9 protein-coding genes and 1 pseudogene are annotated in these 12,757 nt (G+C 63.3%); 7 read left to right on the top strand and 3 right to left on the bottom strand.

Features of this window, described 5'->3' with window-relative positions; translation table 11 throughout:
• The first annotated feature begins 41 nt into the window (after positions 1-41).
• Positions 42-1,451, top strand: coding sequence for a HEAT repeat domain-containing protein (locus C404_RS30765; RefSeq protein ID WP_160170162.1), 1,410 nt, complete (start codon positions 42-44; stop codon positions 1,449-1,451).
• Between the two features lie 96 nt (positions 1,452-1,547).
• Positions 1,548-2,486, top strand: a pseudogene (locus C404_RS30760) (Dyp-type peroxidase); the annotation flags it as partial.
• A gap of 50 nt (positions 2,487-2,536) precedes the next feature.
• On the opposite strand, the gene C404_RS0129430 reads toward C404_RS30760, so the two are convergent.
• Entirely contained in the window at positions 2,537-2,944 is a 408-nt protein-coding gene (locus tag C404_RS0129430) for a hypothetical protein (protein WP_021192503.1), read from the bottom strand.
• A gap of 505 nt (positions 2,945-3,449) precedes the next feature.
• On the opposite strand from C404_RS0129430, the gene flgE reads away from it, so the two are divergent.
• The 3 genes from flgE to flgK all read left to right on the top strand — a co-directional run bounded on the left by flgE (position 3,450) and on the right by flgK (position 7,516).
• The gene (flgE, locus tag C404_RS30755; RefSeq protein ID WP_021192502.1) at positions 3,450-4,661 is read left to right on the top strand and encodes a flagellar hook protein FlgE; all 1,212 of its coding nucleotides are present in this window, start codon (positions 3,450-3,452) and stop codon (positions 4,659-4,661) included.
• Positions 4,662-4,753: 92 nt separating this feature from the next.
• Entirely contained in the window at positions 4,754-5,539 is a 786-nt protein-coding gene (gene flgG, locus C404_RS30750; RefSeq protein WP_031328615.1) for a flagellar basal-body rod protein FlgG, read from the top strand.
• A gap of 42 nt (positions 5,540-5,581) precedes the next feature.
• Entirely contained in the window at positions 5,582-7,516 is a 1,935-nt protein-coding gene (gene flgK, locus C404_RS30745) for a flagellar hook-associated protein FlgK (RefSeq protein WP_031328613.1), read from the top strand.
• Positions 7,517-7,549: 33 nt separating this feature from the next.
• On the opposite strand, the gene panB is transcribed toward flgK, so the two are convergent.
• Positions 7,550-8,422 carry a 3-methyl-2-oxobutanoate hydroxymethyltransferase gene (gene panB, locus C404_RS30740; RefSeq protein WP_031328612.1) on the bottom strand — a complete coding sequence of 291 codons (873 nt, stop codon included), beginning with the start codon at positions 8,420-8,422 and terminating at the stop codon, positions 7,550-7,552.
• Positions 8,423-8,497: 75 nt separating this feature from the next.
• Between panB and C404_RS30735 the strand changes: the two genes are divergently transcribed.
• Positions 8,498-9,334 (top strand): AraC family transcriptional regulator, encoded by an 837-nt coding sequence (locus C404_RS30735; RefSeq protein ID WP_021192498.1) that lies wholly within the window; start codon positions 8,498-8,500, stop codon positions 9,332-9,334.
• A gap of 10 nt (positions 9,335-9,344) precedes the next feature.
• Here C404_RS30735 and C404_RS30730 read toward each other — a convergent pair whose 3' ends face one another.
• Positions 9,345-10,034: an epoxyqueuosine reductase QueH gene (locus C404_RS30730; protein WP_031328611.1), complete on the bottom strand. Its 690-nt coding sequence runs from the start codon at positions 10,032-10,034 to the stop codon at positions 9,345-9,347.
• 154 nt (positions 10,035-10,188) lie between these two features.
• Here C404_RS30730 and metE point away from each other — a divergent pair, with 154 nt between their 5' ends.
• Positions 10,189-12,474 carry a 5-methyltetrahydropteroyltriglutamate--homocysteine S-methyltransferase gene (gene metE / locus C404_RS30725; protein WP_021192496.1) on the top strand — a complete coding sequence of 762 codons (2,286 nt, stop codon included), beginning with the start codon at positions 10,189-10,191 and terminating at the stop codon, positions 12,472-12,474.
• The last annotated feature ends 283 nt before the right edge of the window (positions 12,475-12,757 follow it).

Below are 12,757 nucleotides of genomic sequence, written 5' to 3'. Positions count from 1 at the left end.
GAACGTAGAGGAGCTGCCACTCCATGGGCTTGATGTCGCTGATGGCTCGTATCAAAACCGCGCTGGCCAATCGCCGCGAGCGCGCTGACGCGGTCGGCGCTGATGCGGGGCCAGCCGAGGCGCACCGTGCCGCCGAGATCGAAGCGCTCATCGCCACGCTTCGGCAGCAAGCCCCCGACACGCGTCGCGGTGCCAATGTCAGCCTGACCGATCTGGGCGTGGATGATGCGTTTGTTCCCCCACTAGTGGCCACCACGCGCGACGCCGATGCCTACTTCCGCGCGAGCGCTGTCCATGCGCTCGCGGACTACGACCTGGGCCAGCACCCACAAGCCGAGTATGCCGTGCTGTATGCGCTGATGCACGACACCGAGGCGGACGTTCGCGCCGCTGCCGTGCTCACCCTGGGCATGCAGTCGGAGGCAGTTGCGCAGGCGCACCTGCCCGCATGTCTCCAGGCGCTCAAGGATCCGAGTGCCGAGGTACGGCGAGAGGCGGTACAGGTTCTGGGGCGGTGGTCGTCCGAGCCCGTGATTGCCGCATTGCGCGCACGGCTGCATCTGGATACCGACGTCGACGTGCGCATCTGGGCAATCCATGCACTCGCCAGATGCGATACCACCAACGCGATGCCTGATCTGGTTACCGCCACGGCAGACCTTGACGGTAGCGTGCGCGCCGCCGCGTTGGATGCGTTGTGCGAATGCCTCGACACGGAGGACACCACACTGCGCGACCTGCTGTTGGCCGCGTTGTCCGACCCCGTAGCGGAAGTCCGCCGGCAGGCGGCCCAGGGGCTGCGCTTCGGTCCGCCGCAGGTGCTGCCTGCGTTGCTGGCCGTTGCCAACGACCCCGAGCCGCGCGTGCGTCTGGAAGTCGTCATCGCGCTGGGCTGGCAGCGCGATGCGCGGGTGGTCGACGCGATTGCGGCGCGCGTGTTTGACGAGGCGGATGAGGAGGTCCGCTACTACGCCGTCAGTTCGCTCGGTGAACAGCGCGACGCACGTGCCACGCAACACCTCATCACCGCGTTCCAGACACCCGCGCTGGGGCAGCGCGTCCGTGTTGGAGCGCTGTGGGCGCTTGGCGATAGCGGTGATGCAGCGGCGATGCAGACCCTTGTCACGGCGCTGCGTGACCCGGATGCAGAAATCCGTGCACAGGCTGCGGAGTCGCTCCGTAATCTGCATCGAGGCTCGCATGCGGATGCGGAGCACGCATTGCCGGCACTGACGCAAGCCCTGCGGGACGATGATGAAAACGTGCGGGACCATGCCGCACGGGCATTGGCGGCGATTTGCACGCTGCCGGTGCTGCATGCTTTGCTTTCCGGTCTGCCGGAGCAAGATGGGGCAGCCAGGCAGGCATTGCAGCGCGCGATCGCTGCACACGAGGAAGAAGAGGCCGCCGCAGTTGAGCCGGCCGGTCTCGGTACCCTGCACTACGAGTAGCTGCCATGAGGTGGATTCATCAGGCGTGGCATCCGCCAATGGCGAACATGTTCTGGTAGGCTGCAAAACCTTACCGCCTTCAATGCACGCCAACCCATGCCAACCCCAGAACCGCAAGCCGTTGCTGGTCCCGTGACCCGCAACGCTATCTTTATTGTCGCCACCCTGAACCCAGGCGCTGATCACGCGAATGTTGTCCGCGCATGGTGCGCCGACGTTGCGGCGCTTGTTCGCTCAGTCGGCAAGCGTGTTCCGGCGGGTCAGCTGTCATGCGTTTGCGGCTTTGGCTCGGATGCGTGGGATGCGTTGTTTGGCACACCGCGGCCAGCGTCGCTGCATCCGTTCCGCGTGTTCGGATCGGGGGAACGTACCGCTGTCGCAACGCCAGGCGATCTCCTGCTGCATATCCGTGCAGACCAGATGGATCTCTGCTTTGAACTCGCCACGCAGCTGATCGGCAGACTGGGCGCGGCGGTCAAGGTGGTCGACGAGGTGCACGGTTTCCGCTACTTCGACCAGCGCGCCATGGTCGGCTTTGTTGACGGAACGGAGAATCCAGAGGGCCGCGAAGCCGTTGATTTCACCGTGATCGGTGATGAGGATGCGGCCTTTGCCGGCGGAAGCTACGTGCTCGTCCAGAAGTATCTGCACGACATGGCGGGGTGGAACGCCCTTTCCGTCGAGGCGCAGGAGCACATCATCGGGCGGACCAAGCTGTCCGACATCGAACTGGACGACGATGTCAAACCGTCGTGGTCGCACAGTTCGCTGACAACGCTTGAGGAAGACGGGCGGGAGGTGAAAATCCTGCGCGACAACATGCCGTTCGGCCGGCCGGGTTCCGGCGAGTTCGGCACGTATTTCATCGGCTACGCACGTTCGCCGGCGCCAATCGAGCAGATGCTCGAAAACATGTTCGTTGGCCGCCCGCCTGGCAACTATGACCGCCTGCTGGACTACAGCCGCGCGGTCACGGGCAGCCTGTTCTTCGTTCCTTCTGCAGATCTACTGGAGGCGTTGGCTGAGCGCGGATCGGGGGAGGGCGGCGCCTGAGATGCGGGAGCTTCAAGGTAACCGCCGATGGATCACCCGCCGATGTCCTTGGGCGAGCGACCGACCAGGACGTTGCTGATGGTGGTGCCGTCCATCGAGTCGAGTGTGACGAACCAGTGGATCGGCGTCGCGGACGTGGCAAGCCGCTGAGCGGGCGGCACCTCGGCGACTGGCTCGAGCGTGCAGAGTGTGCTTGAGCGTAGTCCGGCCGCAGGCTGCATCGCCCGGCAGGTGAAGCCGCGCGACTGAAGCGTCTTGATGGCCGCTTCCAGCCCCATGGCGGCCGGTATCCAGCCAGCGAGCTGCTGCCGCGCTTCCCGCGCCGACTGCTGGGTGTGGAAGGTGTCGTCGGATTTGTCCGCGCCCGTGGCAACACCACCTTGCGCCAACAAGAGAAGCAACAGCAGCAATAGCGCGTGGAAGCGGGAGAGCTGCGGCATTAAGGTGACTCCTGATCTTGCGGGCTGAGCCGCGGGCATCGAGATTCGAATGCGAAGTTGCGGTGCATGGTAGCTCAGAGGTGTGGGCTGCGTGCACACGAACAGAGTCCTCTCTGAAGAAGCGGGCGTGTCATGTCTATCCTCGTAATGAATTGCCGGGATCGGCGGATAGGCAAAGTGTGTGGCGAAGCGCCGCGCCGAAAAACGGTATTCGAGCTGCGGGCCGTGCAGGTCCAGAGCCAAATTGAAGAGATGCGGTGCTTTTATCCGTCTAATTCATCGATTGAATGTCAGACTGCACAAAGAATCGAAAGGTATCGCTTTAAATCAAGATTCAATAAGGTGTTCGCAAGGGAAATACAACACGCTGTCTAAAGACGAAATCGCCTCGGTCGTTGAGCGGGTGGTGATACCGAGAGATCGATTTCCGAATCTTTGACACTGGCTGACGACATTGCACCGTCTGCCAATACAACAGCGGTACAACTTTCCAAGCGAGAACATCATGGGATTCCAACAAGGGCTGAGCGGCCTCGATGCCGCATCCAAGTCGCTGGACACGATCGGCAGCAATATCGCCAATGCCAACACCGTGGGCTACAAGAAGGCGACCACCGTGTTTGGCGATGTGTATGCGCGCTCGCTGGTTGGCGCATCGGACAGCCAGATCGGACAAGGCGTGAACGTGACGCGCGTGTCGCAGTCCTTTACGCAGGGCAATGTCACGCGTACGGGCAATCCGCTGGATATCGCCATCAATGGCACGGGTTTCTACCGCATGGTGGACCCGGGCAGCGGGCAGGTTTCGTACACCCGCAACGGTCAGTTCCACACGGATAAGAACGGCTACATCATCTCCGCCACCGGCCAGAACCTGACGGGCTACGGTGTGGATAACACCGGCAAGGTCAACACGGCCGTGCTGACCAACCTGCAGATTCCGGTGAACGATCTGGCGCCGCTGGCAACCACCAACACGGCATTTGGCGTCAACCTGGATTCGGGTGCCAAGCTGCCGACCACCACGCCGTTCTCGTCTACCAACTCGCAAACGTTCAGCCATTCGGTGTCGCAGCAGGTGTATGACGGCACGGGCAAGGCCCATATGCTCACCAACTACTACGTGCGCACGGCCACCGGCTGGGATGTGCACGCCATGGTGGATGGTGCGGCCCCCACCGGCGGCAACCCGATCACCTCGCTCACCTTTAACGGCAATGGCCAGTTGACGTCCACCCCCACCAAGATTCCGGTGGCATTTGCCGGCATGAGCATCGGCAACATCGACCTGACAGGCACCACGCAATACGGCGGCGGCTACAACGATACGGCCCCCGGCGTTTCGCAAGACGGTTATGCCACCGGCCGCCTGGCCAGCTATGCCGTAGGCAACGACGGTACGGTGATGGCGCGCTACTCGAATGGTCGCAGCTCCGTACTGGGGCAGATTGCCATGGCCAACTTCAAGGCGCCGGACGGCCTGCAGAACATTGGCGGCAACCTGTGGGTGGAGACCTCCAACTCGGGCGCTGCAAACCTCGGCACGCCGGGCATGGGTTCGTTCGGTCTGCTGCAATCCCAGTCGGCAGAGCAGTCGAACGTGGACCTCTCGGCCGAGCTCGTCCACATGATCGTTGCCCAGCGTTCGTACCAGGCCAACGCGCAAACGATCAAGACACAGGACTCGATCCTGCAGACGCTCGTCAGCCTGCGTTGATCGCGCACGGCAATTGACAACCCGCCTGGGGCGGTTCCGGCATGCCGGGGCCCCCGGGCGGCTTCCTCCCCATTCTGACGAGAGGCCTCCAATTGATTCGCTCTCTGTGGATCTCCAAGACCGGGATGGACGCCCAGCAAACACAGCTGGACGTCGTCTCCAACAACCTGGCGAACGTCAACACGACGGGCTTCAAGCGCTCGCGCGCCGTGTTCGAAGACTTGCTGTACCAGAATGCCCGCGAGCCAGGCGCGCAGTCGTCGCAGCAGACCACGCTGCCTTCGGGCATGCAGATCGGCACCGGCACACGCGTTGTCGCCACCACGCGGCTGCACACGCAAGGCAACCTGACCAAAACCGGTAACTCGACCGACGTGGCCATCAACGGCAACGGCTTCTTCCAGGTGCAGATGCCGGACGGCACGCTGGCCTACACGCGTGACGGCAACTTCCAGATCAACCAGCAGGGGCAGCTCGTCACGTCGAGCGGCTACGCGGTGCAGCCTGCGATTACCGTACCGCAAAACGCCAAGAGCCTGACGGTTGGCAAGGACGGGGTGGTGACGATCACGACGGCGGGCACCACGAACAACTCGCAGGTGGGCACCTTCCAGCTGGCCAGCTTCATCAACCCGGCCGGCCTGCGCAGCATGGGAGAGAACCTGTACGCAGAGACGGAAGCCTCCGGCACCGCCAACCTGGCTGCACCCGGTTCGAACGGCGTGGGCGTGCTCAACCAGAACTACGTGGAAACGTCCAACGTGAACGTGGTGGAAGAAATGATCCAGATGATCCAGACGCAGCGTGCGTACGAGATCAACAGTAAAGCCGTGCAGACGTCCGACCGCATGCTGGAAAAAGTGGCGCAGCTCAAGTAACGCACTGCGTTCCTGATCACGCAGATTCTTCTCCTCGCAACTATGAGTTCCTCTCTTCTGAACATTGGCGCATCGGGGTTGCGTGCCGCGGGCATCCACCTGCAGGTGACGGGCAACAACATCGTCAATGCCAACACGCCCGGCTATTCGCGCCAGGAAGCGGTGCAGACGCAGAACGTGCCGTTGTACGCCGGTGTCGGCTACCTGGGGCAGGGCGCCGATGTCGCCACCGTCAAGCGCATCTACGACCAGTTCCTGACCACGCAAGTGCAGAGCGGCCACGCGGCCACCAGCGCTGCCAACCAGCTCAGCAGCCTGCTGACCGGCCTGGACAAGTACCTGGGGGATCCCAACAGCGGGCTCAGCTCGGCCCTCACCAGCTTCTTCAATGCCGCGGACGGGCTGGCATCCAAGCCTTCGGACACCACTGCGCGGCAGGTCTTCCTGAATGCCGCCGCTGGCCTGCAAAACCGCTTCAATGCGATTGCGGGGCAGATGAATGCGCTGTCTGGCCAGGTCAATACACAGGTGCAGACGCAAGTCAGCACCGTCAACGGCACCGCCAAACAGATCGCCGCACTCAATGAGCAGATCGCCAAGGCGGAGGCTTCCACCGGCCAGCCCGCCAACGACCTGCGTGACCAGCGCGACCAGCTGGTGTTGACGCTCAACAAGTCCATCAAGGCCAGCGCCGTGCAGACGAGCGACGGCCAGTACAACGTCTACATTGGCAACGGGCAGGCCCTGGTGCAGGGCAATCAGAGCTTTGAGCTGACGACGATGTCATCGCCGTATGATCCGACGCAGCTTTCTGTGGGCTACAAGAGCCCAGCGGGTACCGTCAGCATTGACGATAGCCAGCTTGGCGGTGGTGCCCTGGGTGGGCTGATGGATTTCCGCCGCAATACGCTCACACCGGCGCAAAACAACCTGGGCCGTCTGGCGACCGCGATGTCGTCCGCCGTGAACGCGCAGAACAGGCTGGGCATGGATGCCAACGGCAAGCTGGGCACCGATCTGTTCTCTGTGGCCGGCCCCACCGTCGCACCCAGCAGCGGCAACACTGGTAGCGGCACGCTCACGGCCAGCGTCACCAATGCCAACGCAGGGCAAGGGTACGACTATCAGGTGAAGTATCAAGGCGGCGCCTATACCGTGTCGCGCCATCCGGATGGCTCCGGCGCGGTCACTGTCACCAGTTGGCCGACCACGGTGGATGGCGTCACGCTCAACCTGAGCGGTGCCATGAACAACGGGGATTCATTCCTGGTGCGCCCGACCGCCAACGCTGCGTCCAGCATGAAGACGCTGACGAACGACTACCACGCAGTCGCCGCAGCCTCGCCCGTGGTGGCGGACCTGGGCAGCAACAACAAGGGTAGCGGGGCAGTCACGTCCGTCGGCGTGAATGCGGGCTACGCGGGCGCGCCGCTTGCCTCGCCGGTCTCGCTCACCTACAACGCTGCGGGCGGCGGTTCGCTTTCAGGCTTCCCGGGCACGGTGACTGTCACCGTCAACGGTACGTCGACCACGTATACCGGCACGGCACCCTACACCCAGGGCGCGACGTATGCGTTCAACGGCGTCCAGATGACGATGACGGGCACGCCAGCAAACGGCGATACCTTCAAGCTCTCGCCCAATGCCGCCAACAGCACCGACAACGGCAACGCCAGCGCGTTGGCCAAGCTGCGCAATGCCGCACTGCTTGATGGTGGCACCACGTCCTTCGGTTCGGCCTGGAACAACCTGACCACGCAGGTGGGCGTGCAGACCAACCAGGCCAACGGCAACCTGACCGCGCAGACGGGGTTGCTGGCGAGTTCTATGCGGCAGCAGCAGTCGGTGTCTGGCGTGAGCCTGGACGAAGAGGCGATGAACCTGATGCAGTATCAGAAGGCCTATCAGGCGTCAGCCAAGGTCATGCAGACGGCAAACAGCCTGTTTGACTCGCTGCTGTCCATCGCAGGCCGTTGAGATCGGGCGATGTCTGCCTGAACCGGGCCAGCGTCAAGCTGGCGCCAGGCTTGTCGTGGCGATCAGGTCTGAGGGCAGTTGCAGCGGCTTGCCGTAGCCAAAGCAGTGTTGTGCCAGCGGGAAGGCGCCTTGCCGAACCTCGTCGGCATATTGCGCGACGGCCTCACGCATGACGGCATTGATGTCCGCATAGCGCTTGACGAAGCGCGGCGTGTAGGCGTCGAAGCCGCCCACCATGTCTTCGGTCACCAGCACTTGGCCGTCGCACGCAGCAGAGGCACCGATGCCGATCGTCGGGATCGCCAGCGTTTCCGTGATGTGCCGCGCCAGTGCCTCGGCGGTGCCCTCGATGACCACCGAGAACGCGCCAGCCTGCTCCACTGCGCGTGCTGCCTCGAAGATGCGTGCGGCCGATCTCGCATCGAGCCCCTGCGCCTTGAAGCCACCGGTGGCGTTGGCCTGCTGTGGCATCAGGCCAATATGCGCCATGACCGGTACGCCGCGCTCGGTCAGGAAGCTGATGGTGTCGGCCATCTCGACGCCCCCTTCCAGCTTGACCGCCTGCGCGCCGGTTTCACTCAGCAGACGCGCCGCACTGCGGAACGCCTGGGCGGGAGATTCCTGGTATGTCCCGAACGGCAGGTCGACCACCACGCAGGCCCGCGTCGACCCGCGTACCACCGCTGCGCCGTGCGCGATCATCATCTCGAGCGTGACGCCCAGCGTGCTGGGCATGCCGTACAGGACCATACCCAGCGAATCACCGACGATGATCACATCGGCATGCGCGTCGACCAGGCGAGCCATGGGGGTGGAATAGGCCGTCAGCGAGACCAGGCTGCCGGCGCCTTTGCGTGCGCGCAGCGCGGTGACAGTGTGGCGGGAGAGGGCGGTATGTGTGCTCATGGAATGGTTGCCGAACAGTGGATGCACCACGGTATCATCCGCGGCGCGCGCCCGATCCCGCGCGGAGGACACCCTATGCTGCTCGCAGGACAAGCTCGCAACGCCTACGTGGTTCCGCCCATGGCAATGCTGCCGCGGCCGCTGTTCGTGCGGGCGTTCGAGATTCCCGGCAACGGTTGGGTGGAATCCCACAGCCATCCCTGGGCGCAGTTCACTTACGCCACCGCCGGCGTGATCGAGATCGATACCCCACTGGGCCGTCATCTGCTGCCGCCGCACTACGCGATGTGGATTCCGCCGGACATGCCGCACGCCGTGTCGACGCGCGAATGCGTGGCCTTCCACAGCCTCTATCTCGATGCGGCCGCGTTTGGTGCCCATCCACCACGTGCAGGCGCGATGCTGTGCGTGACGCCGTTGCTGCGCGAACTGGTGGCAGCAACCGCCGAGTTGCCGGTGAATTACGACATGAACGGCCCCGACGGTGCCCTGGTGTGCCTGATCATGGATCGCATCCGGCGTCTGCGGGCTGCGCCGTTATCTGTGCCCATGCCGAGCGACACGCGCCTGCTCAAGATTGCGCGCGCATTGCACGTCGATCCGGGCGACCCTCGTACGCTGGATGATTGGGCTGGTCAGGTCGGAGCCACCCGCCGCACGCTATCGCGCCTGTTTCGGCAGGACACCGCGTTGTCGTTCGTCGAGTGGCGGCAAGCGCTGCGGCTGCTTGCCGCGTTGCCCTTGCTGGAGGCGGGTACCGCCGTGAGTGTGGTTGCCGAGCAATTGGGCTACGCGTCGGTATCCGCATTCATCGCGGTCTTCCAGTCCCGCTTCCAGGTCACGCCAGGGGTGTTCGCCCGCACTCGGCAACTTGAGGGCAAGGCGGATTTGCCGGCGGCGCTACCTGTCTAGGGCGCGTCCCTCAAACGCTTCCTTCACCGGCCTCGGCGTCCGGTGCTCCGTAATAGAGCACGCCAAGCTGGATTGGCGCGCGACCCGCAGCCTTGCGCTGTAGGTTCGTGTCGCGCAGCGAGTAAGCGCAGCCGCAGTATTCCTGCTGATAGAAGTTCTCGCGCTTGCTGATCTCGATCATGCGGGCCGAGCCCCCACCCTTGCGCCAGTTGAATTCCCAGTACATCAGATCGGGATAGCGTGAGGCCGCGCGTACGCCGCTCTCGTTGATCTGCTGCATGTTCTTCCAGCGCGAAATACCCAGCGAACTCGTGATGACCGGAAAACCGTGCTCGTGCGCATACAGCGCCGTGCGCTCGAACCGCATGTCGAAGCACATCGTGCAGCGCACGCCGCGCTCGGGTTCGTGCTCCATGCCCTTGGCGCGGGCGAACCAGTTGTCGCGGTCGTAATCCGCATCGATGAAGGGGATGCCGAACTTCTCCGCAAAGCGGATGTTTTCATCCTTGCGCAGGTCGTACTCCTTGCGCGGGTGAATGTTCGGGTTATAGAAGAAGATCGTGTAGTCGATGCCGGAAGCCAGCATGGCTTCCATGACCTCACCGGAACATGGCGCGCAGCATGAGTGCAGCAGCACTTTGTTGTGACCGCCTGGCAGCGGCAACGCCTTGCGTTCAATCGGAGTCGTAGGGGCTGTCATGGGGGGTCCTTGCGCCCCGGGCTCGCGCTCGAGGCCTGCTCAACTGCTATGTATGAATATGATTCATTTAATTTGAAAAACACATCATTTTACTTCATGGGATGGGGTTTCTAGAATCGGCGGATCGATTTGATTCCATCGGAAACTCCAGACAATGACCACCGTCCACAACCTTGGTTTTCCCCGCATCGGCGCCAAACGCGAGCTCAAGTTCGCCCTCGAGTCCTATTGGAAGGGCGAGTCGTCGCGCGACGAATTGAAAGGCCTTGGCGCCCAACTGCGCCAGCGCCACTGGCACAACCAGCAAGGCCTGGACTTCGTGCCGGTGGGCGACTTCGCGTTCTATGACCAAGTGCTGGACATGAGTTTCACGCTCGGCAACCTGCCCGAGCGCGTGCGCGACTTCCACGGCGATGCGCTGGACAACTACTTCCGCGTGGCGCGCGGCCGCTCGGCGCAGTCTGCCGAACACGCCGCCTGCTGCGGAGGTGTGGCAGCCGGCGAGATGACCAAGTGGTTCGACACCAACTACCACTACATCGTCCCCGAGTTCGCCGCCGATACGGCATTCAAGCTGGATGCCTCACGCCTGGTCGAGCAACTGGCCGAAGCCCGCGCGCAAGGCGTGCGTGCCAAACCGGTGATCATCGGCCCCGTCACGTACCTGGCGCTGGGTAAAGCCAAGGATGAGTCCGACAAGCTCGCACTGTTGTCGCACCTGCTGCCGGTCTACGTCGAATTGCTGGCCGCCCTGGCCGCGCAGGGCGTGGAGTGGGTGCAGATTGACGAACCCGCGCTGGTGACCGAACTGGCGCCGGAATGGCAGGGCGCCTTCCGCACCGCTTATGCCGCGCTGGCCAAGAGCCCGGTCAAGCTGCTGCTGGCCACGTACTTTGGCCAACTGCAAGAGAACCTGCCGCTGGTGGCCGAGCTGCCCGTGCAAGGTGTGCATCTGGATGCCATCAACGCACGCCAGGAAGTTGCCGCGCTGATTGCCAAGCTGCCGGCCGACCGCGTGGTCTCGCTGGGCGTGATCAACGGCCGCAATATCTGGAAGACCGATCTCAACGGCGTGCTGGACTGGCTGGAGCCGGTAGCCAAGCAATTGGGTGATCGCCTGTGGATTGCGCCGTCGTGCTCCCTGCTGCACGTGCCGGTGGATCTGAACAGCGAACAAAAGCTCGATGCCGATGTGAAATCCTGGCTGGCCTTCGCGCTGCAGAAGCTGGAGGAACTCAAGGTGCTGGCCGTTGCGCTGCGCCAAGGGCGTGAGGCGGCAAAGGATGCGCTGTCGGTCAACCGTGCCGCCGTCGATGCGCGCCGTAGCTCGCCGCGCGTGCACAACCCGGCCGTCAAGGCGGCGGTCGACAAGATCACCCGCGCGCTGGGTGAGCGCCAAAACGCCTACGGTGCGCGCGCCCCGAAGCAATCGGCGTTGCTGAACCTGCCAGCGTTCCCGACCACGACGATTGGCTCGTTCCCGCAGACGGCGGAGATCCGTCACGCACGTAGCCAGTTCAAGGCGGGTGCCCTGGATGCTACCGGCTACAAGCAGGCCATGCGTGCTGAGATCGAGCGCAGCGTGCGCGAGCAGGAAGCCCTGGGCCTGGATGTGCTCGTGCACGGCGAAGCCGAGCGTAACGACATGGTCGAATACTTTGGCGAGCAACTGCAGGGCTACGCCTTCAGCCAATTCGGCTGGGTGCAGTCGTACGGCTCGCGTTGCGTGAAGCCGCCCATCCTGTTCGGTGACATCAGCCGCCCGAACGCCATGACGGTCGAATGGATCCAGTACGCCCAGTCGCTTACCAGCAAGCCGATGAAGGGCATGCTCACGGGCCCGGTCACGATCCTGAATTGGTCGTTCGTGCGTGACGACCAGCCGCGCTCGGTGTCGTGCTACCAGCTTGCCTTGGCGATCCGCGAAGAGGTGTTGGACCTGGAGCGTGCCGGCATCAGCGTGATCCAGATCGACGAGGCCGCCCTGCGTGAAGGCCTGCCGCTGCGCCGCGCGCAATGGCAGGAGTACCTGGACTGGGCGGTGGAGTCGTTCCGCATCACGGCCAACGGCGTGCGTGATGAAACGCAGATCCACACCCATATGTGCTACTCGGAGTTCAACGACATCATCAAGTCGATCGCTGACATGGATGCCGACGTGATCACGATCGAGACCTCGCGCTCGGACATGGAACTGCTCGACGCGTTCGACAACTTCAAGTACCCGAACGAGATCGGCCCGGGCGTGTACGACATCCACTCGCCGAACATTCCGACGCAGGATCACATCGTGCAACTGATGCGCAAGGCCGCCGAGCGCATTCCGCAGGAACGCCTGTGGGTCAACCCGGACTGCGGCTTGAAGACACGCCAATGGGCAGAGGTGATTCCGGCGCTGACCAACATGGTCGCTGCTGCGAAGACGCTGCGCGGCCAGTAAGCGCATTGCCGGCTGCGCCTTGAGCGTAGCTGGGCGTCAGTCTCTCTTATATAAGAAGATCCTTCGCCCTGGGCATGCCCAGGGGCGGTGCCGTTCCAAGGCTCCTTTCATAGGTAAATGCAGCCGCCAACGCGTCAATCGGATTGCCCCGCGGGACGCGGCGGTTATTTTTGAAATATTTTTTTGCCCGCAATCCCTGTCCCAGCCTGGGCTGGCGGTGATTCTTCACGCGCTGGTCATCAGTTGGTCACGAGAAAGGTGTTGCCAAGTGCGGGAAACGTCC

Source organism: Ralstonia sp. AU12-08 (genome assembly GCF_000442475.1).
In the GTDB taxonomy this organism is placed as follows: Bacteria; Pseudomonadota; Gammaproteobacteria; order Burkholderiales; family Burkholderiaceae; genus Ralstonia; species Ralstonia insidiosa.
This window is presented reverse-complemented; position numbering and strand designations above follow the sequence as displayed.